Here is a 19,183-nt window from a genome sequence, read left to right as displayed (position 1 = left end):
CCCCGTGGCTGCAGATAACGCCGGCATGCTGTCGAAAATTCCGGGCCTGGCCTATATCGGCCTGGTGCTGACGCCGCTGTTCTGGGCCGGTAACGCCGTGGTGGCCCGGGCCACCGTGGAACACATTCCGCCGTTGTCCATGTCGTTCTGGCGCTGGGTAATCGCCCTGGCACTGATCCTGCCGTTCGGACTACCTGGGCTCTGGCGGCACCGGCAGGTGATCCGCCAGCATCTGGTGACACTTCTGGTGCTGGCCACCTTCAGCGTAGCGGCCTTCAACTCCCTGCTGTATTACGCGGCGATGACCACCACCGCCACCAACATCGCCCTGATCAATTCCACCATCCCGATCTTTGTCGCCCTGCTGGCCTGGCTGTTGCTGGGGGAACGCACGCGGCCGGTCCAGGCCCTGGGTATCGGGCTGGCCATTGTCGGCATACTGATCGTGATCGGGCGGGGGGATCTTCGGATTATTGCCCAGCTGCAAGCCCAGCCCGGGGACCTGATCATGGTGGCGGCGGTGTTCAGCTGGGGCGTGTTCTCGGTGCTGCTGCGCAAACACGTCGTGCCCCTGCCGGCGCTGACCTTTCTGACCGCCCAGATTCTGCTGGGCACCCTGGTCATCCTGCCGTTCTATCTGGGCGACCTGCTGTGGTTCAGCGGCGGTTTCGAACTGTCCGGAAGCACCGCCCTGCCACTGGCGTTCTTTGCCATCTTCCCGGGCATTCTGGCCTACGCGTTCTGGAACCACGCGGTGCACGAAATCGGCCCGGCCAACGCGGCCATTTTCATGTACCTGACGCCGGTGTTTGCTTCCATCCTCGCCATCCTGTTCCTGGGCGAGTCGCTGGGGCTTTACCACCTGTTCGGCGCCCTGCTGATCCTGGCCGGCCTGCTGCTGGCCACCCGGGTGGGGCGGCGGCCGCCGGTATACCAGAAGTAGGCCTCAGCGCTGGTTCAGGGCGGTTTCAATACGCTCCAGCACCTGCGCCAGAACGGCTCTGGGGCAACCGATATTCAGGCGCATGAAGCCACTGCCCGGATCACCAAAGGAAATACCCGGGTTCATGCCCACCCCGGCTTGCTGCACGAAGAACCTTTTCAGCCCGGCATCGTCCAGCCCCAGCCCCCGGCAATCCAGCCACATCAGGTAGGTGCCTTCCGGCCGGGATACCTTGATTCCCGGCAACCGCTCCGCCACCTGCCCGCAAACATAATCCCGGTTGGCCTGCAGATAGGCCATCAACTGGTCCAGCCACTGCGCGCCGTGGCGGTATCCGGCTTCAAAACCGGTCACGCTGAACGGGTTGCACTGGGGCAGGTGCATGGAATCAAACACCGCCTTCATGGCCTGGCGCTGCCCGGGGTCGGTAATCACCAGGGCAGACAGCCCCAGGCCCGGCATATTGAAGGTTTTACTGGGGGCTACGGCGGTGATCACCGCGTCCTCCGGCCTGGCCAGTTTGGCCAGCACCGTATGAGCCGGCTTGTCGGGAAAAGTCAGGTCACAGTGGATTTCATCCGAGAGAATCACCAGCTGGTGCCGGCGGGCAATATCCAGCACCGCTTCCAGCTCTTCCTCCGACCAGACCCGGCCCACCGGGTTGTGGGGGGAACAGAGCATCAGAATCCGCGCATCGGCCCGGGCGGCACACTGCTCCAGGTGTTCCAGGTCCATCCGGTACTGGCCGCTGGTTTCATCCAGCCACAGCGGGTTCTCGATCACTTCCCGGCCGCTGTCCCGCACCGAGCTGAAGAACGGCGGGTAAACCGGTGGCTGGATAATCACACCCTCACCGGGCCCGGCGTAGGCCATGCAGGCGGCATGCAGTGACGGCACCACCCCCGGCGCCATCAGAATCCAGTCCCGCTCGATGTGCCAGCCGTGGCGATTGGCAAACCAGTCGATCATGGCCTGGTAGAGGCTGTCCGGAAACAGTGTGTAGCCGTACACGGGATGCTCGGCCCGGGCTTTCAGGGCCTGGGTAACCGCCGCCGGGGCGGCGAAATCCATGTCCGCTACCCACACCGGGATCACATCCTCCCGGCCGAACACGGCCCGGCGCACATCGAACTTCACGGAATGGGTGTTTTCCCTCGGGATCGGCTGGTCAAAATCCGCAGTCACAGGCGTTCTCCATTGATGGTTTTTCGCTGCCCGATACCAACGGCCACTTGCCCAATGGCCGGGGACTTGCGAACCTGTCGGCTTTGCTAACAGGCCGCTTCGGCACTCGCTATCGGAACCCGCTATGATCGCGCAAATCCTGTCCACCATGCTACCGGTGTTCCTGATCGCCGGCTGCGGCGCCCTGTACGGCCGCTACCGCACGCCCGACATCCAGGGCCTGAATGTGCTGAACATGGAACTGTTTGTGCCCATGCTGGTGTTTGCGGTGCTCGCCGACCAGCAAGCTCCCTTGCAGGAATACGGCGGGCTGGCCCTGGCCGCCACGGTGATTGTGCTTGGCTCCGGGGTTGTGCTCTACCCGCTGGCCAGGGCACTGGACCTGAACCTGAAAACCTTCCTGCCGCCCATGATGTTCAACAACTCCGGCAACATGGGCATCCCCCTGCTGGTGCTGGCCTTTGGCGAAGCGGCGCTGCCGGCCGCCATTGTGCTGTTTATCGTGGAAATGCTGCTGCACTTCTCGGTGGGCCTGTACATGCTGGACCCCCACACCTCGATCGTGAAACGTCTGCGCCTGCCCATCGTATTTGCCAGTATTGCCGGCCTGGCGGTGAATTTCAGTGGCGTAGCCCTGCCCGGCTGGCTGCTGGAAACCCTGAACATGCTGGGCGGCGTGTGCATTCCGCTGATGCTGTTTGCCCTGGGGGTGCGCATGCTGGATGTGGACTTCAGCGACTGGAAACTGGGGCTGATCGGCGCCATCGCCTGCCCCGCCAGCGGGCTGCTGCTGGCCTGGCCGATGATTGCCATGCTCGACCTGCCGGGCCTTCAGGTCGCCAGCCTGTGGGTGTTCGCGGCACTGCCGCCGGCGGTACTGAACTACATGGTGGCAGAGCAGTACCGGCAGGAACCCCACAAGGTGGCATCGCTGGTATTATTGAGCAACCTCGGCAGCCTGGTGGTAATGCCGGTGGTGCTCGGGCTGGTATTTTCCGCCGGCTACGTATAACCGGGTTTCAACCCACGATTTCGATTTACCAGGTACGGTATTCCATGTCTGAAGCAGTAGCAGTTGTTCGCGCCTCCCGCCCCAATTTCCTGGTACTGGCACCGCTGTGTGTCGGGCTCGGGCTGGCCGTGGCCTGGCAACAGGGTGAACCACCCGCCTTGCTGGATACCCTGCTGGTGTTCATCGGCGCGGTCCTGGCCCATGCCGCCGTTAACCTGCTGAACGAGTATGAAGACTTTGTCTCGGGCCTCGACCTGACCACCCGGCGAACGCCGTTTTCCGGCGGCAGCGGAGCCCTGCCGGAAACCCCCTCGGCGGCCAAAAGGGTGCTCCTGGCCGCCCTTGGCACCCTGGCCCTGGTGATTGCCATTGGCCTGTATTTTCTGTGGCTGCGCGGCCTGCCAATGTTTGTGCTGGGCGCCGCCGGCGTAATGCTGGTACTCACCTACACCCGCTGGATTACCCGCTCCCCCTGGCTGTGCCTGCTGGCCCCCGGTATCGGCTTTGGCCCGGTGATGGTGCTGGGTGCACTGATTGCCCTGGGCGCCCGTCTGGATGCCACCGCACTGGTGTGCGCCGGCGTCGCCCTGCTGCTGGTGAGCGAGCTGCTGCTGATCAACCAGATCCCCGATGCCGAGGCCGACCGCAAAGCCGGCCGCCGGCACCTGGTGATCACCCTGGGCCCCCGCGCCGCCAGCAAGCTGGTCGCAGCACTGTTGTTGGGCAGCTTCGGGCTTATTGCCACTGCCGCCTGGCTCAACCTGATACCAGCCTGGAGCCTGCTGGCGCTGCTGCCACTGCCCGTTGCACTGTGGCTGAGCCGGCAACTGCCAGCGTGCCTGGATAACCCCGCCGCGCTGAATCAGGTACTCGGTGCCAACGTCGCCGTACTGCTGTCCACCCTGGCCTTGCTGGTGCTGGGCATCAGCCTCTGAAAGCCGCTGGTTTCACTTGCAACTGACTGATCTATAGCCGATGGTTAGAGGCAAACATTTTGATATGGAGATCTGTTGATGAGCGTCCTGCTTCTGGTTCTCAGTGCCCTGGTGCTGATCTATTTCAGTATCGGCGGCAAAACCGCCGCGATCGTGATGTCCGTCGCCACCCTGATCGGGGTGGCCAACGACGACTGGCACATCCTCAGCTTTCTGGTTGGCGGTATCCTGCTGGCACTGGCCCTGCTGATCACCCTGCCCGGAGACCTCCGCCTCGACAAGCTCAGCCGGCCATTGCTGGGCTGGGTCCGCAGCCGCTTGCCCAAGCTGTCGCCGACCGAACAGGAAGCCCTGGCCTCTGGCTCTGTAGACTGGGACGGCGAACTGTTCTCCGGCAAGCCGGAATGGAACAAGCTGCTGGACGCCGCCCCCGCGCACCTGACCAGTGAAGAGCAGGCATTTCTCGACGGCCCAGTGGAAGAGCTGTGCCAGATGCTGGACGACTGGCAGATCACCCACGAACACTACGACCTGCCCGAAAAAGCCTGGAAATTCATCCGTGAAAACGGCTTCTTCGGCCTGGTCATTCCCAAGGAAGACGGCGGCCTGGGCTTCTCCAACACCGCCCATTCCGAAATCGTGATGAAAATCTCCACCCGCAGCGTATCGGCTGCAGTCACCGTGATGGTGCCCAACTCCCTCGGCCCGGGCGAGCTGCTGATGCACTACGGCACCGACGACCAGAAGCAGCATTACCTGCCGCGCCTGGCCGGTGGCGAAGAGATTCCCTGCTTTGCCCTCACATCGCCGGTGGCCGGCTCCGACGCCGGCGCGATTCCGGATAAAGGCATCGTCTGCAAGGGCGAATGGAACGGCAAGGAAGTACTGGGCCTGAAGGTCACCTGGAACAAGCGCTACATCACCCTGGCCCCGGTGGCGACCCTGATCGGCCTGGCCATCAAGGTGTATGACCCGGAAAAACTGCTGGGCGGCGACGATGACATTGGCGTGACCTGTGTGCTGGTACCCCGCGACACCGACGGCGTACACGCCGGCGCCCGCCACCTGCCCATGAACACGGTATTCATGAACGGCCCCACCTGGGGCAATGAAGTCTTTATTCCCATGGAACAGGTCATCGGCGGCCAGAACATGCTCGGCAAGGGCTGGAAAATGCTGCTGGAATGCCTGTCCATCGGCCGCTCCATCTCCCTGCCAGCCCTCGGCACCGGTGCCGGCAAACTGGCCAGCCTGGCTACGGGGTCGTACGCCTACACCCGGGAACAGTTCGGCCGCTCCATCAGCCAGTTTGAAGGCGTGCAGGAAGCCCTGGAACCCATTGCCGGCTACACCTACATGATGGACGCAGCCCGCCTGCTCACCGCCGGTATGCTGGACCGGGGCGTACGGCCTTCCGTGCCCTCGGCCGTGCTGAAATACCGCAACACCGACCTGATGCGGGAAGTGATCAACCACGCCATGGACGTCGTAGCCGGCCGCGGCGTGATCACCGGCCCCCGCAACTTCCTGGCCCGGGCATACCAGGCCGTGCCCATCGGCATTACCGTGGAAGGCGCGAATATCCTGACCCGCAGCCTGATGATCTTCGGCCAGGGCGCCATCCGCTGCCATCCGTTTATCGTCGAGGAAATCGAAGCGGCCGGCATGGAAGACGAAGACAAGGCCGCGAAGAAATTCGACGGCATCTTCTACCGCCACCTGGCCCACACCACCCGCAATGCCCTGCGCGCATTGGTGCTGGGCCTGAGCAAGGGATGGCTGGAAACCGCGCCACGCCACGGCGACATCGAGAAATACTACCGCCAGCTGGGCCGTTTCTCTGCGGCCTTCGCCCTGATGACCGACGTCACCCTGCTTACCGTAGGCGGTGGCCTGAAAGCCCGCCAGCGCTTGTCTGGCCGCATGGCCGACTGCCTGGTGCAACTGTACTACGCCACAGCGGTGATCAAGCAATGGCACGAAGAAGGCTACCCGGACGACCAGCGAGACCTGGTGGAATGGTGCCTGCAAACCTGCCTGCACGACCTGCAGAACTCCATGCGCGAAGCCATCATCAACTTCCCGGTCCCGGCCCTGCGCTGGCCGCTACGGTTGCTGGTGTTCCCGCTCGGCGCCACCGGCCTGAACGGCCCGGATGACAAGCTGGGCGCGAAGGTAGCGGCGACCATTGTGAAAGACACGCCGGTACGCCAGCGCATCAGCCGGGGTACCTTCATCAACATGGATCCGGACGATCCTCTGGGCCGCGTTCTCAACGCCTACAAACTCGCCAACGAAACCGCCGACATGCGCCAGCGCCTGCACGAAGCCATCCGCAGCCGCGACGAAGACGAGCTGGACGGTATCGCCCTGTTGATGGGGCATCAGCGCAAGGAGCTGGTGGACTGGGCCTGTGCCGAGGGCATCGTAACAGCCGACGAGTGCCCGAAACTGGAAGAAGCCCTGACAGCCCTGTACGACGTGATCCGCGTAGATGCGTTTGATGCTGATGGCCTGAAAGCACTGGCCAAAGCGGCGACCGGTAAGCGAAAAGTTGTCGAGCGGTCTTCGGATTAGGGTTACTTGTATGGGTGGAGGTCAATCCTTGGCGGGAGGGGGCTCCAAAAACCGCTCCTGCGGCCCCCCTCCGGGGTCCGGCCCGCAATCACAGATTGCGGTCGCTCAGCTGTCGCATGAAGCTTCGCTTCATAAGCGCTCGGCTGAGCCCATGTGGCGCTTCTGCTCCGCCATCCATGGCTCCGCACATTTTTGGAAGGCCTACCCACCAAGGACTGCCCCGGACTATTTAGAGGGGCCGCCCCGAAAATCCGGCTTGAACAAAGCGAACTGCACGGAGCATAACTGAGCAGGGCGGGGGTGTCTGTCCGGAAATTTGCGGAGCCATGGATGGCGGAGCAGAAGCGCCCATGGATGGCTCGAGCGTTTTCCGGACAGACACCCCCGCCCTGCTCACAACACGAGAACTCGCAGGCTGCTAATACGGAGCTGAACGTTACTCCCCCCGAAGCCCACCCCGAATTGCCTCGTCAACCAACCACCGCCGTAACGTCTGAATCCCACGTTCCCGCCGGCGGCTGGTTTTCCAGGCAAAGTAGAACTTGTCGCCGGTCACCACCGAATGGGTCGGTAAACGAACGAAGTCTTCGGAATCCTTCCGGGTACTCAGCATATAGTCGTTGGTCAAGGCGATGCCCTGGTGAAAGCGCGCGGCCTCCAGCGCCAGCAGCATGTGGCTGAAATGCTGAACACGGGCAGCAGACGGCAACGGCTGCTCCACATCCCGAAACCACGCCTGCCAGTCACCGGCGGGTTTGTCGAAGATGCTGTGGGTCGATAACAACGGAAAGCGCGCGATATCCTCCGGCGACACCGGACTCTCATCCCGCCCCTCCGGCTCCGCGTCACGCCCTAACTCTCGCCGGATACGCTGCCAGTAATCCTGGCTGCACACCGGAAACAACCGCTCCGTGTACAAATGCTCATAGCTGTAGGCCGGCGCCGCGGTGTGGATGGTGATAAAACAATCCGCCACCCGATCCGACAACACCGGGTTCTCGCTGCTCATCTCCAGAGCCAGGTCGATCTGCGGGTGCAACCGCTGCAACTCCGGCAACCGCGGCACCAGCCAGCGCACCGCAAACGAACTGAACACCGACAACCGCAACCGGGACTCCTCATGCCCCAGTAACTGCTCACTGGCCCGTTCAATCTGCAACAGCGCCGACCCGACCGCATCAAAATACTGCCGGCCTTCGTCGGTCAGCGTCACCGTCCGACCGGAGCGCCAGAACAGCCGTTCGCCCAGATAAGTCTCCAGCTGTTTGACCTGGTGACTGACTGCACTCTGGGTGATCGACAGTTCCTCGGCGGCAGCCGAAAAGCTGTTTAGCCGGGCAACGGCTTCGAATACGGGGAGGGCTTTGAGTGGGGGTAGTCTCATGGCGGCCTGCTATCGAATTTTCTAATGACCGACTAATAATGATCATTTTATCGGATAGTTAAACACACCTAGAATCCACCTCCAAGGTTCGGGAGTGTGTCGGGGGACTTGCTTCCGAAAATGTTCGTAGCCATGGATGGCGGAGACAAGCGTACAAGGAAGTACTCGCAGCGGTTTTCGGAAGCAAGCCCCCCCGACACACTCATGCACCAAACCAGCGGATTTCAGGAAGGAAAAGGAGCACCAAAGTGTCAGGCAAAACCGTCAACAGCGCCATTCTGCTGCTGGTCATCGGCAACGCCATGGCCATACTCTCGGACGTCTTCATCAAACTGATGGACCCCGGCGCCCCCGTCTTCCAGTTCGCATTCCTGCGCTGCGTACTCACCCTGGTGTTCCTGCTGCCGCTGGCCCGCAAACTCGACACAGGCAACCTCTTCGGCGGCCTGAAAGTCCACGCCATCCGCGCCCACATCCACCTGGTCGGCATCGTGTGCATGGTGATCGCCCTCACCAACCTGCCGCTGGCCACCGCCAACGCCCTGTTCTACGCCGCACCGATACTGGTGATGGTGCTGTCGGCCGTATTCTTCCGGGAAAAACTCACGCCCCTGAGCGTCACCGCCGTGTTCAGCGGCTTTGCCGGCATCATCGTGATACTGCGCCCGGTGGAGTTCAACTGGGCCGTCATCGCTGCCCTGGGCTCGGCCTTTGCCCTGGCCATCAACGCCGTCATGGTGCGCCAGCTGCCGAAAGAACAAACCACCGTGCACAAGCTGTTCCTGAACTACCTGCTGATCATACCGGCCGCAGCCGCACTGGCATTCTGGGAAGGGGCAACGTGGAACCTGCAGATCCTGGTCAGCGCCGCCGGCTCGGCCCTGTTCATCCTGGGTTACAACATCACCGTCTTGCTGGCCTACCGGCAGGTGGATGCCAACCAGGTCACCAGCGCCGAATACACCGGGCTGATCTGGGCGGTGGCCATTGGCTGGATCTGGTTTGGTGAGGTGCCGGACCTGTGGTTCCTGGCCGGCAGCATGATGATCGTGGTGCCGTTGGTACTGATTGGCCTGCGGCACCGGAGACGGCGTTCACCGGCCTGGGGCTTTAACCCCGCCAGCCGGGAAACACCGCAGAAAGAGCTGGAACCCGGGTTCAGCGGGTCTGCTCAATGATCGCCTGGGTATCGCGGATAATCCGCGCTACCCGATGCTCCGGCGGCAGACGGTCGTCGTAGCCGTAGCTGGTGCGGTATCCGTTCCGGTAATCGTCACGATACCGGTAGTGATCGTGGCGGTCCCGGTACTTTTCCTGTTTGTAGCGCGCTTTTTGCCGCTTCTCCCAGTATTTTCGATCATGGTCCCGGCTGTAGTGCCGGTCGCCGCGATGATCGCGGTCCCGCCATTCCGAGCGCAGGTACTTCTTCTGATGCCCCGGCGGCAGCGCCTTGCCCCGTTCCAGCTGTTTCTGGATGCCCGGCGGGTGGCCATGGCCACGGTAGCCGTCTGCCTGTGCCAGGCCGGCAAAGCCCAAGGCGACAATCAGGGTACTGCTGATCAGTAGTCGTTTCATGATGACTCTCCCATCTGTTGACCGACTGAAACCATGCTATACGGAAACTTTCCGTGAAGCCTTGCCGTCAGATTACCGAACAGAAGGGTGTTGTCAGCGCCCGAAGGGCGAATTTGCACAAGCTTTACACCGGTTGACGTTTAACGGTCCTTAACCGCGACAGGTTCGTTGCCAAGCAGGTGCGTTTCTATCGCAAAGGTATGCACACAGTCGTCGCCCAATGCCCGCAAAGACTCCGCCAGCCGCAGCAGATACTCGGAATTCGGGCCGCTGGGCCCGGCGGCAGCGGCAATCTGGGCGGCGATATCCGCTTCCGGAGCCTCGCCCAGAAACGCCTCGTTATCCTCCGTGGCGATGTACACCAGCCCCTCGGCGTGGCTGCCGTCGTCGAAGGTCATGGTGGTGCTGAAGCGCAGGTAGCCGTTCTTCTCCCGCACATCCAGGTACTCGAAGACATTGGGCGATACCCGGTAGGCCATGCCTTTGCATCGGGCTCCGGGCTGCTCAATCAGGGTAACCACCCGCCCCGGTGCTTCCGGTGTGCCCCGGTGGTCGTGGGAACCCTGCCAGAACCGCCGGGCCCAACCGCGAATAGTGGCCGGGCGTTGTTCCAGAAACGGGAAATCCACCTTGTAAATCAGCGAGCCATAGCCAAACAGCCATACCGATTCGATACCCTCAAAGTTGTACCTGGCCCGATTGTGGTCGATAGTATTAGCAGTCATTCCTGTCCTGACATATCCGGGAGACGTTTCAATTGCAGGTTTTTCATTCAATCCGGCTGGCATTTCTGGCCAGCTTTGCCGGCTGGCTCATCCAGTGTCCGGTTAGCGCAGCCGAGCCGGACAGCCAGCCAATACCCACCTACAGCGTGGTGGTTCAGGATATTGATTACTATCCCATCTACAAGGCTGATTTAGCCAGTAACGAGTATTCCGGTTACCTGCGGGACCTGATGGATGCCTTTGCTGCGGCCGAGGGTATCCGCTTCGAGTACAAGGTGCGGCCAGTGCGCCGGATGATCTGGGAGTACACCCGGGGCCTGTATGACTTCGCCCTGCCCGATCACCCCAACTGGAACAAATCCGAAAAACTGGGCATGGAGCTGAGCTATTCGCCGCCGCTGCTGCACTTTGCCGATGGCCTGTACGTGTTGCGGGAAAACGCCGGCATCACCCGGGAGCAGATGGCCGACTACGGCACCATACACGGCTTTACCCCGTGGAAATTCCAGGACCGGATCGACCAGGGCGATGTTGAACTGATTACCGCATCATCGCCGGAAAACCTGGTGCTGATGGCGCTGGCCAGTCGGGTAGAAGTGATCAACCTGGCGGCGCCGGTGGCGGAGTACCATTTCCGCAACCTGGACGCGACAGGGCGCTTTGAAACCGCGGCCCACCTGCTGCCGGTCAGCCTCAGCAGCTATCATCTGTCATCTGCCCGGCACCCGGACATCATCAACTCACTGGCTGATTTTCTTGAGCAGAACCCCGAAATTCCACAGCAACTGCAGGAAAAATACCGGTTTCCGGCCTTACCTTCAGGCGACTGAAGCCATAAACCCGGCAATACCGGTCAGAACGATTTCCGCCGCCATGGCCGAGAGAATCAGGCCGCTGATCTTCGACATGATGTTCAGGCCGGTCTTGCCCAGGGCTTTTTCCAGGTAGCTGGACAACCGCAGCAACACCGCCAGGATCAGCAAGCCAGACACCAGCCCCAGCAAACCGCCCGCCACTTCCGGCACCGCCTTGAGTTCAGCACCGTAAACCAGGATGGCACCAATGGTTGCCGGGCCGATCATCACCGGAATGGCCAGGGGCACCACGGCGATGTCATCGCGGTCTTCATCCGGCAGGCCGGTGGCATGGTTGCGGGTACCGCTGTTCACCAGGCTGATGGCGGTCAGGAACAGCAAGCTGCCGGCCCCGATGCGGAACGAATTCAGGGTAATGCCGATGGCGTTGAACAGCAGCGGGCCGGCAAAGAACAGGATCACCCCCAGAATAAACGCCGACACACAGGCCCGGCGGATGATCGACGCCTTCTCGGCTGCCGGTAACCCCCGGGTAAGCGCCAGGAACATGGTGACCACGAAAAACGGCGCCAGCAGGAACAGGAAGCGAATGGTGCTGCTGAGGTAGGTCGAGAAAAACGTTTCAAGCATTGAGGCAAATCCGGCACAGGTTTAAAGCCGGTAAGCATAGCGCCGGTTTGCCGGTTCTGCCGTAAGGAAGAGAACCTATGATCGGTGCTCAGCGTTTCTTGATGGACGGCTTGCGGGGCTTTCCGGGTTTCGACGGTTTGCCCTTCGGGCCGGGGCCTTTTCGGCCTTTGCCTGCGGGGGCTTTTCCGCCGGGCTTTGCTCCGGCCCTGGCCGGCTTGCCACCAAGCCCCGGGCGGCCACCCTTCGCTGCGGCAGGCTTTTTACGGGGCTTGTTACCGGCCGGCGGCGAGGCCTCCGACGACGAATCCCGGATGGCATCGAACAGCACCGCCAGTTCCTGTTCAGTGAGATCCCGCCAGGCCCCTACCGGCAGCCCCTGCAGGCTGACGTTCATGATCCGCACCCGCTCCAGCCGGGTGACCTCATAGCCGAAATATTCGGCCATGCGGCGGATCTGGCGGTTAAGGCCCTGTACCAGGATGATGCGGAACACAAACCGGGAAACCTTCTCGACCTTGCAGCGCTTGGTCATGGTGCCGAGAATCGGTACGCCGTTACTCATGCCATCGACGAATTCCCGGGTGACCGGCTTATCCACCGTCACCAGGTATTCTTTCTCGTGATTATTACCGGCGCGCAGGATCTTGTTCACCAGGTCGCCGTTACTGGTGAGGAAAATCAGGCCCTGGGAGTCTTTATCCAGCCGGCCGATGGGGAAAATCCGCTCGCTGTGGCCGACAAAGCGCTGGATATTGTCTTTCTCGGCGCTGTCGGTGGTGCTGACGATGCCCACCGGCTTGTTCAGGGCGATAAAGACCAGATCTTCTTCATCCCGGGGTTCCACCACCTGGCCGTTCACCTTCACCACATCGCCCGGCAACACCTGGTCTCCCACCTGGGCCCGGCGGCCATTGATGTGAACATTACCCTGTTCGATGTAGCGGTCAGCATCCCGGCGCGAGCACATGCCGCTCTCGCTGATGTATTTGTTCAGTCGGGTGGAGGTTCTGGTGTTCATGGAGCCCTGCCGGATGCCTGGAAATGGGATAACTCACGGTCGAATGCGGGCATCATCCCACCGGGTGGCCGCTACGGCAACCGGCAAACCGCGGCTCGCTCTCCGAACTATCCCAGTGTTATCTGGAACTTACACCAGCATTAGACTAAAGAATTAGGTAGTTTCACTAACACCATTAAGCATGCTTTCTTGTTTCGCTGTTAGAATATGGCGCTTTTCTGTTCGCCCCATTGCCGACAAGGTCAGGAACCGGGGCCGTTAACCGCATAACAAGAGGTGGATCATGTCGACCGAATCCAGGATTCGTTGCCCAAAACTTAGCAAGCGTATTATGAGTGCCCGAGACGCTGCCAGCCTGATCCCCTCCGGCGTGAACGTGGGCATGAGCGGCTTTACCGGCGCGGGCTACCCGAAAGCCGTGCCCCAGGCCCTGGCCGAGCACATCCGTGACCACCGCGCCCGTGGCGAGAACTTCCGCATCAGCGTATGGACCGGCGCCTCCACCGCCCCGGAACTGGACGGCGCGCTGGCCGAAGTAGACGGCATTGAAATGCGCCTGCCCTACCAGAGCGATCCCACCTGCCGCCAGAAGATCAACGAAGGCAAGATGGAATACATGGATATCCACCTGTCGCACGTGGCCCAGCACGCATGGTCCGGTTTCTTCGGCAAGCTGGATATTGCCGTCATCGAGGTGGTGGGCATTACGGAAGATGGCCGACTGATTCCGTCGTCATCCATCGGCAACAACAAAACCTGGATTGACCAGGCCGACAAGGTCATCCTCGAAGTTAACCACGGCCAGAGTGCCGGCCTTGAGGGCATGCACGACGTCTATTACGGCACCGCATTGCCCCCGCGCCGCAAGCCGATTCCGATCACCAAACCGGACGAGCGCTTTGGTGAGAAGTACCTGATGTGCCCGCCGGAGAAAGTGATTGCGGTAGTGGAAACCAACTCGCCGGACCGCAACTCCCGTTTCAGCGACCCGGACGAAAACTCCCGTCGCATTGCCGGCCACCTGCTGGACTTCTTCGCCAGCGAAGTCGAAAAGAAGCGCCTGCCGGCCAACCTGCTGCCGCTGCAATCCGGCGTCGGCAACATTGCCAACGCTGTGATGGCTGGCCTGAACGAAGGCCCGTTCAACAACCTGACCGCCTACACCGAAGTACTGCAGGACGGCATGCTGGAGATGCTGAAATCCGGCAAACTGGCGAAGGCCTCAGCCACCGCCTTCTCCCTGAGCCCGGAAGCCAACCAGGAGCTGGCCGACAACATCGATTTCTACCGGGACCGCATTGTGCTGCGTACCCAGGAAATCAGTAACCATCCGGAAGTGATCCGCCGCCTGGGCATCATTGCCATGAACGGCATGATCGAAGCCGACATCTACGGCAACGTGAACTCCACCCACGTGATGGGCACCCGCATCATGAACGGCATCGGTGGTTCCGGCGACTTTGCCCGTAACGGTTACCTGTCGGTGTTCATGACCCCGTCTACCGCCAAGGGTGGCTCTATTTCCACGATTGTGCCGATGGTGTCCCACGTGGACCACACCGAACACGATGTGCAGATTGTCGTGACCGAACAGGGCCTGGCCGACCTGCGCGGCCTTCCGCCCCGCCAGCGGGCGCTGAACATCATCGAAAAGTGTGCGCACCCGGACTTCCGCCCGCGCCTGCGGGACTACTTCGAACGCGCCTGCAACAGCGGCCGCGGTATGCACACCCCGCACTTGCTGGAAGAAGCCCTGAGCTGGCACCACCGCTTCGAAGAAACCGGGCAGATGTAACCCGGTTTACAGGGCCAGCCACTGCGCTGGCCCTGTTGCAATGGTCAGCCGGCCAACGCCGGCTCGCCACCCTGCTCCATTACCTCTGCTGCTTCACACACATACTGCTCGGCATCAAAGAGCCGGGTCTGCTGCCGGAACTGCCAGGTAAAGCCCGGCCACAGTGTGGTGTTCTTGCCGTTCTCGTTCACGTACCAGCTCTTGCAGCCGGTCTGCCAGACAGAATCCCCCAGCTTGGCGTGAATCGAGGCGTTGTACTGGCTGAAGGCGTCTTCTTTCACTTCCACGCTCTTCCAGCCCCGGTGCTGCATTTTCTTCAGGGCATCCAGCACGTACTGAACCTGGGATTCGATCATGTACACCATGGAACTGTGGCCGAGGCCGGTGTTCGGGCCCATCAGCATAAAGAAATTGGGGAAGCCGGCCACCGTGGTGCCCTTGTAGGCTTCCGCCCCTTCGCGCCAGGCATCGAGAAGATCCTGGCCGCCACGGCCGAAAATCATGCCCCGGGGAATCGGCTCCTGGGCCTTGAAGCCGGTGCCGTACACGATGCAGTCCACCTCACGTTCAGTGCCGTTGTTATCCACAATGGTGTTGCCCTTCACTTCACGGATGCCATCGGTGAGCACATCCACGTGATCCTGGTCCAGCGCCGGGTAGTAGTTGTTGGAGATCAGCACCCGCTTGCAGCCGAAGTGGAAATCCGGCGTGACTTTTTTGCGCAGTTCCTTGTCCTTGATCTGGTTGCGGATGTGGCGGCGGGCCTGCAGTTCACCGATTTTCAGGATGCGCGGGTTACCCACAAAGCCCAGCACCCGGGCTTCCAGCATCCAGTAAATGCTCTGACGGAACGCATTCAGGGTTTGTGGGAACCGGCGGAACATGGCCCGCTCCAATGGCCGGATTTCCCGGTCAGGCTTGGGCATGATCCAGGGCGGCGTGCGCTGGTACAGATCCAGATGCGCGGCATCCCTGGCGATCTCCGGCACAAACTGGATAGCCGAAGCGCCGGTGCCGATCACCGCCACTCGCTTGCCACGAAAATCATAGTCGTGGTCCCAGTTCTGGGAGTGGAAGCGAGTGCCGGTGAAAGACTCCATACCCTTGATATCCGGGTACGCCGGCGTGCTCAGGCCGCCCATGCCGGACACCAGCACCTCGGCGTGCAGTTTGCGGAATTTGGGCAGGGTTTTGTCACTGCGATCCAGTGAATCTCCTGGCTTGAGGCCCTGCTTTTCCATATAGGCCCAGAGTTCGGGGCTGTCGCAGGTTTCGATGGTCCAGGCACCGGTTCTTTCATCCCAGCGGGCACCGGCTACGTGGGTGTTGAGCTGGATGTGCTCGATCAGGCCGTACTTTTCCGCGCAGTGGCGCAGGTAGGCTTTGATCTCCGGCTGGGTGGCGAACATCCGGCTCCAGTTGGGGTTCTGTTCGAAGGAGAAGGAGTACAGCGCAGATTGCACGTCGCAGGCACAGCCGGGGTAGTGGTTTTCGTGCCAGGTGCCGCCGATGTCGTCGCTTTGTTCGAGGATCACAAAGTCGTGAAATCCTGCTTCCTTGAGTTTGATGGCCATGCCGAGGCCGGAGAAGCCGGTGCCGATGATGGCGATCTGGGCGGTTTGTGTCATTGCTGCACTCCTGTGTGGCCTGTTTGGGCCTTGCCTGTTGTTGTTTCGGTGGTCATCATGACCGGTAGACACATGTATACCGCCATGAGTAGACACTTGTATACTCCGGTTCGGGTGTTTGGCCTTGGGTGACAGATTGTTGGCCTGTGTAGCCTCGGGGTTGGGTGCTCCGGATCTACTGGCCGCTGGCTTCGGGGGGTTGGTTGGTTTGGGGGGAGGCTGTCCAAAAACCGCTCCTTGCGGCACCCCTTCGGGGTCCGGCCCGCAATCACAGATTGCGGTCGCTCAGCTGTCGCATGAAGCTTCGCTTCATCAGCGCTCGGCTGAGCCCATGTGGCGCTTCTGCTGCGCCATCCATGGCTCCGCACATTTTTGGACAGCCTCCCCCCAAACCAACCGTTAAACTATTGTGATAGCCGTCTCCCAGATTGAACTGTTTGGAAGGAATCCATACGCCAATGTTCGAGAGTCCGCTCTGGTGGAGCTTTCGAAAATGCTTGGAGCCATGGATGGCGGAAAGCAAGCGTACAGGGACGTATTTACAGCGGTTTTCGAAAGCTCCACCAGAGCGGACTAACTCCCGACGTAAGAGGAACAGATGCAAACACTGGCCGGCGGAAAACTGAAACTGGTTCAGGCCGCTCTGCGGTTGATTACCGAAACGCGGAGCCTGACGTCGTTGGGGCTGCGGGAGCTGGCTCGTGAGGCGGGGTTGAATCCGAATACGTTTTACCGGCACTTCAAAAGCCTGGATGAATTCGGGCTGCAGGTGCTGGGGTATATCGCCGAGGATATGAAAACCGGGGTGCGGCAGCTGCGGCAGATGGCGGATTCTTCCGAGCAGGCGTCACACGATACCGTCACTTTTGTGTACCGCTACTTCCTCGCCAATCCGGCTGCCACCACCGTGGCTGTTCGTGAGCTGCACGGGCCGTCGCCGGTGTTGCGCCGGGCTTTGGAAGCGCAGCTGGATGCCAGTGCCCGGGAGATGGCGGAGGATATTCTGGATCGGGGCCTGGTACCGGGTGTGGAGGCCGCTGTGGTGCATGAGGTTTCCCACATGACCATTCGCTACATTCTGTTCCGGGCCATGGACTACATTGAAAAGCCGGAGCAGCGGGAGCGGATTCAGGTGGAGACAGAGCGGTTTATCAACCGGCAGTTCCGGGGTGCGCTGCTGGAGGGGGTTGAGGTGGAGAATCTCCTGGCGCTGCAGGCACAAAAAAGCCGCGGGGCCTGAGCAGGCACCGCGGCAAGCAGGATCGAAGGAGTAGTTCGATCAGTAAAGCTTGGCCAGGGATTTCTTGGCGAAGGCTTCCACTTCGTTCAATCGGCCTTCTTTCACTTTCACCAGCCATTCCGGGTCTTGCAGCAGGGCGCGGCCGACGGCAATGAGTTCGAATTCGCCGTTGGTCATGCGCTCAACCAGCTCGTCGATGCCTGACTGTTCCACGGCTTCTTTTTTGCTGGCGAAGGTGCCGCTGATGAAGTCTTCGGTCAGGCCTACGCTGCCAACAGACATGGTCGGCTTGCCGGTGAGTTTCTGGGTCCAGCCGGCCAGGTTCAGGTTGGAACCTTCAAATTCCGGTTCCCAGAAGCGGCGGGTGGAGGCGTGGAAGATATCCACACCGGCATCCGCCAGCGGCTTCAGGAACTGTTCCAGTTGTTCCGGGCTGTCGACCAGTTTCGCTTCATAGGCTTGCTGCTTCCACTGGGAGAAACGCAGCATAATCGGGTAATCCGGGCCTACGCGATGGCGGACTTCTTCGACGATTTCCACCACAAAGCGCAGGCGGTTTTCCATGCTGCCGCCGTATTCGTCGTCACGCTGGTTGGTGCCTTCCCACAGGAACTGGTCCAGCAGGTAACCATGGGCACCGTGGATTTCCACGCCGTCAAAACCGAGGGCCTTGGCATCCTGGGCGGCATCGCCGAAGGCTTTGATCACATCCTGGATGTCTTCCTTGCTCATCGCCTTGCCGTTGGGCTTGCCCGGGGCAAACAGGCCTGAAGGGCTGTAACCGGGAACAGACGGATCCGGCTCGATACCTTCTTTGCGCACCGCGCCCACGTGCCACAGCTGCGGGAAGATGGCGCCGCCGGCTTCGTGCACGGCATCAACCACCTGCTTCCAGCCCGCCAGGGCTTCGTCACCATAGAAGGCCGGCACGTTCGGGTAACCGTTGGCAGCGGCGTGATTCACTACCGTGCCTTCGGTGATGATCAGGCCGACGCCGGCTTCGGCACGGCGACGATAGTAATCGACCACATCCTGACCCGGTACGCCGTTGGGTGAGAAATTGCGGGTCATCGGAGCCATGGCTACGCGATTGCGCAGCTTGAGGTTGTGAAGTTCAAACGGCTCAAACAAAGGACCAAGATTCATACTCATGTGATGTGCAACCTCATTAATTTGGTTTCGTAAAGCAACCCTATTCAATCCGGTTTCAAAATGCAACCCTATTGGGTACACTCCCTTACATGGCCAGAAAACGTTTTGATGATTCCAGTTGCTCCGTCGCCCGCGCCCTCAATGAAGTGGGCGACTGGTGGTCCCTGCTGATTGTGCTGCATGCAATGTACGGCACCCGACGGTTTGTGGACTTCCAGCAGCAGCTGGGCATCGCCAAGAACATCCTGTGCGACCGCCTGGCCAAGCTGGTGGATAACGAAGTGCTGCGCAAGGAAGACGTGGGCGAGCACGGCTCCCGCTTTGAATACCGCCTGACCGAAAAAGGCCGGGACCTGTTTCCGGTGGTGGTAGCCCTGCGCCAGTGGGGCGACAAATGGAATCCGGCGCCAGACGGCCAGCCGCTGGATCTTCGTGACCGGGAGAGTGGCCAGCCTATCCAGGCCGTGACGGTTCAGAACGCCAAAGGCGAACCCTTGAGCATCCGGGATGTGTTGGTGGCGGAAGACCTGGAGAAGGCCAGCAACCAGGGCTGACTATACGAAGTGTCC

17 protein-coding genes are annotated in these 19,183 nt (G+C 61.0%); 9 read left to right on the top strand and 8 right to left on the bottom strand.

Annotated elements, in window-relative coordinates; translation table 11 throughout:
* Nucleotides 1-4 precede the first annotated feature (4 nt).
* A complete protein-coding gene (locus tag LWH94_RS07940) occupies nucleotides 5-943 on the top strand; it encodes a DMT family transporter (RefSeq protein WP_232901809.1) in 939 nt (312 codons plus the stop codon).
* Between the two features lie 3 nt (nucleotides 944-946).
* On the opposite strand, the gene LWH94_RS07935 is transcribed toward LWH94_RS07940, so the two are convergent.
* Complete coding sequence (locus LWH94_RS07935; protein ID WP_232901808.1) at nucleotides 947-2,128, bottom strand: MalY/PatB family protein; 1,182 nt, start codon at nucleotides 2,126-2,128, stop codon at nucleotides 947-949.
* A 124-nt stretch (nucleotides 2,129-2,252) separates the two neighbouring features.
* Between LWH94_RS07935 and LWH94_RS07930 the strand changes: the two genes are divergently transcribed.
* The 3 genes from LWH94_RS07930 (at nucleotide 2,253) to LWH94_RS07920 (ending at nucleotide 6,652) form a co-directional block, all read left to right on the top strand.
* Nucleotides 2,253-3,140: an AEC family transporter gene (locus LWH94_RS07930; RefSeq protein ID WP_058342122.1), complete on the top strand. Its 888-nt coding sequence runs from the start codon at nucleotides 2,253-2,255 to the stop codon at nucleotides 3,138-3,140.
* 44 nt (nucleotides 3,141-3,184) lie between these two features.
* Nucleotides 3,185-4,075: a prenyltransferase gene (locus LWH94_RS07925; protein ID WP_094624818.1), complete on the top strand. Its 891-nt coding sequence runs from the start codon at nucleotides 3,185-3,187 to the stop codon at nucleotides 4,073-4,075.
* Nucleotides 4,076-4,153: 78 nt separating this feature from the next.
* A complete protein-coding gene (locus tag LWH94_RS07920; protein ID WP_232901807.1) occupies nucleotides 4,154-6,652 on the top strand; it encodes an acyl-CoA dehydrogenase in 2,499 nt (832 codons plus the stop codon).
* 436 nt (nucleotides 6,653-7,088) lie between these two features.
* Here LWH94_RS07920 and LWH94_RS07915 read toward each other — a convergent pair whose 3' ends face one another.
* Nucleotides 7,089-8,036 (bottom strand): LysR substrate-binding domain-containing protein, encoded by a 948-nt coding sequence (locus tag LWH94_RS07915; RefSeq protein WP_232901806.1) that lies wholly within the window; start codon nucleotides 8,034-8,036, stop codon nucleotides 7,089-7,091.
* A 248-nt stretch (nucleotides 8,037-8,284) separates the two neighbouring features.
* Between LWH94_RS07915 and LWH94_RS07910 the strand changes: the two genes are divergently transcribed.
* Nucleotides 8,285-9,214 carry a DMT family transporter gene (locus LWH94_RS07910; protein WP_232901805.1) on the top strand — a complete coding sequence of 310 codons (930 nt, stop codon included), beginning with the start codon at nucleotides 8,285-8,287 and terminating at the stop codon, nucleotides 9,212-9,214.
* Here LWH94_RS07910 and LWH94_RS07905 read toward each other — a convergent pair.
* Complete coding sequence (locus LWH94_RS07905) at nucleotides 9,195-9,611, bottom strand: hypothetical protein (RefSeq protein WP_232901804.1); 417 nt, start codon at nucleotides 9,609-9,611, stop codon at nucleotides 9,195-9,197. The genes LWH94_RS07910 and LWH94_RS07905 overlap by 20 nt on opposite strands.
* Before the next feature lie 140 nt (nucleotides 9,612-9,751).
* Nucleotides 9,752-10,336, bottom strand: a complete 585-nt coding sequence (locus LWH94_RS07900) for a gamma-glutamylcyclotransferase (RefSeq protein WP_094624814.1) — start codon at nucleotides 10,334-10,336, stop codon at nucleotides 9,752-9,754.
* A 32-nt stretch (nucleotides 10,337-10,368) separates the two neighbouring features.
* On the opposite strand from LWH94_RS07900, the gene LWH94_RS07895 reads away from it, so the two are divergent.
* Nucleotides 10,369-11,166, top strand: coding sequence for a transporter substrate-binding domain-containing protein (locus LWH94_RS07895; RefSeq protein ID WP_232901803.1), 798 nt, complete (start codon nucleotides 10,369-10,371; stop codon nucleotides 11,164-11,166).
* Here the strand turns inward: LWH94_RS07895 and LWH94_RS07890 are convergent.
* Together LWH94_RS07890 and rluF are read right to left on the bottom strand one after the other, a co-directional pair.
* Nucleotides 11,155-11,781 (bottom strand): MarC family protein, encoded by a 627-nt coding sequence (locus tag LWH94_RS07890; RefSeq protein WP_022990652.1) that lies wholly within the window; start codon nucleotides 11,779-11,781, stop codon nucleotides 11,155-11,157. The genes LWH94_RS07895 and LWH94_RS07890 overlap by 12 nt on opposite strands.
* Nucleotides 11,782-11,869: 88 nt before the next feature.
* On the bottom strand, nucleotides 11,870-12,799 hold the full coding sequence (gene rluF, locus LWH94_RS07885; RefSeq protein WP_232901802.1) for a 23S rRNA pseudouridine(2604) synthase RluF: 930 nt from the start codon (nucleotides 12,797-12,799) through the stop codon (nucleotides 11,870-11,872).
* A 283-nt stretch (nucleotides 12,800-13,082) separates the two neighbouring features.
* On the opposite strand from rluF, the gene LWH94_RS07880 reads away from it, so the two are divergent.
* On the top strand, nucleotides 13,083-14,594 hold the full coding sequence (locus LWH94_RS07880; protein ID WP_269802517.1) for an acetyl-CoA hydrolase/transferase family protein: 1,512 nt from the start codon (nucleotides 13,083-13,085) through the stop codon (nucleotides 14,592-14,594).
* Nucleotides 14,595-14,638: 44 nt separating this feature from the next.
* On the opposite strand, the gene LWH94_RS07875 is transcribed toward LWH94_RS07880, so the two are convergent.
* Entirely contained in the window at nucleotides 14,639-16,222 is a 1,584-nt protein-coding gene (locus tag LWH94_RS07875) for a flavin-containing monooxygenase (RefSeq protein ID WP_232901800.1), read from the bottom strand.
* A 598-nt stretch (nucleotides 16,223-16,820) separates the two neighbouring features.
* Between LWH94_RS07875 and LWH94_RS07870 the strand changes: the two genes are divergently transcribed.
* A complete protein-coding gene (locus LWH94_RS07870; protein WP_232901799.1) occupies nucleotides 16,821-17,462 on the top strand; it encodes a TetR family transcriptional regulator in 642 nt (213 codons plus the stop codon).
* Nucleotides 17,463-17,501: 39 nt separating this feature from the next.
* On the opposite strand, the gene LWH94_RS07865 is transcribed toward LWH94_RS07870, so the two are convergent.
* A complete protein-coding gene (locus LWH94_RS07865; RefSeq protein ID WP_232901798.1) occupies nucleotides 17,502-18,614 on the bottom strand; it encodes an NADH:flavin oxidoreductase in 1,113 nt (370 codons plus the stop codon).
* A gap of 89 nt (nucleotides 18,615-18,703) precedes the next feature.
* Between LWH94_RS07865 and LWH94_RS07860 the strand changes: the two genes are divergently transcribed.
* Nucleotides 18,704-19,168 carry a winged helix-turn-helix transcriptional regulator gene (locus tag LWH94_RS07860; RefSeq protein ID WP_094624807.1) on the top strand — a complete coding sequence of 155 codons (465 nt, stop codon included), beginning with the start codon at nucleotides 18,704-18,706 and terminating at the stop codon, nucleotides 19,166-19,168.
* Nucleotides 19,169-19,183: the final 15 nt, after the last annotated feature.

The organism is Marinobacter sp. G11, from assembly GCF_021282325.1.
GTDB classification, from domain to species: Bacteria; Pseudomonadota; Gammaproteobacteria; order Pseudomonadales; family Oleiphilaceae; genus Marinobacter; species Marinobacter vinifirmus.
This window is presented reverse-complemented; position numbering and strand designations above follow the sequence as displayed.

Bases quoted from the DNA above. Each gene is read 5' to 3' on its own strand.
- LWH94_RS07930 (WP_058342122.1), top strand. From the start codon at position 2,253: ATGATCGCGCAAATCCTGTCCACCATGCTACCGGTGTTCCTGATCGCC.
- LWH94_RS07925 (WP_094624818.1), top strand. From the start codon at position 3,185: ATGTCTGAAGCAGTAGCAGTTGTTCGCGCCTCCCGCCCCAATTTCCTG.
- LWH94_RS07920 (WP_232901807.1), top strand. From the start codon at position 4,154: ATGAGCGTCCTGCTTCTGGTTCTCAGTGCCCTGGTGCTGATCTATTTC.
- LWH94_RS07915 (WP_232901806.1), bottom strand. From the start codon at position 8,036: ATGAGACTACCCCCACTCAAAGCCCTCCCCGTATTCGAAGCCGTTGCC.
- LWH94_RS07905 (WP_232901804.1), bottom strand. From the start codon at position 9,611: ATGAAACGACTACTGATCAGCAGTACCCTGATTGTCGCCTTGGGCTTT.
- LWH94_RS07900 (WP_094624814.1), bottom strand. From the start codon at position 10,336: ATGACTGCTAATACTATCGACCACAATCGGGCCAGGTACAACTTTGAG.
- LWH94_RS07890 (WP_022990652.1), bottom strand. From the start codon at position 11,781: ATGCTTGAAACGTTTTTCTCGACCTACCTCAGCAGCACCATTCGCTTC.
- rluF (WP_232901802.1), bottom strand. From the start codon at position 12,799: ATGAACACCAGAACCTCCACCCGACTGAACAAATACATCAGCGAGAGC.
- LWH94_RS07880 (WP_269802517.1), top strand. From the start codon at position 13,083: ATGTCGACCGAATCCAGGATTCGTTGCCCAAAACTTAGCAAGCGTATT.
- LWH94_RS07875 (WP_232901800.1), bottom strand. From the start codon at position 16,222: ATGACACAAACCGCCCAGATCGCCATCATCGGCACCGGCTTCTCCGGC.
- LWH94_RS07870 (WP_232901799.1), top strand. From the start codon at position 16,821: ATGCAAACACTGGCCGGCGGAAAACTGAAACTGGTTCAGGCCGCTCTG.
- LWH94_RS07865 (WP_232901798.1), bottom strand. From the start codon at position 18,614: ATGAGTATGAATCTTGGTCCTTTGTTTGAGCCGTTTGAACTTCACAAC.
- LWH94_RS07860 (WP_094624807.1), top strand. From the start codon at position 18,704: ATGGCCAGAAAACGTTTTGATGATTCCAGTTGCTCCGTCGCCCGCGCC.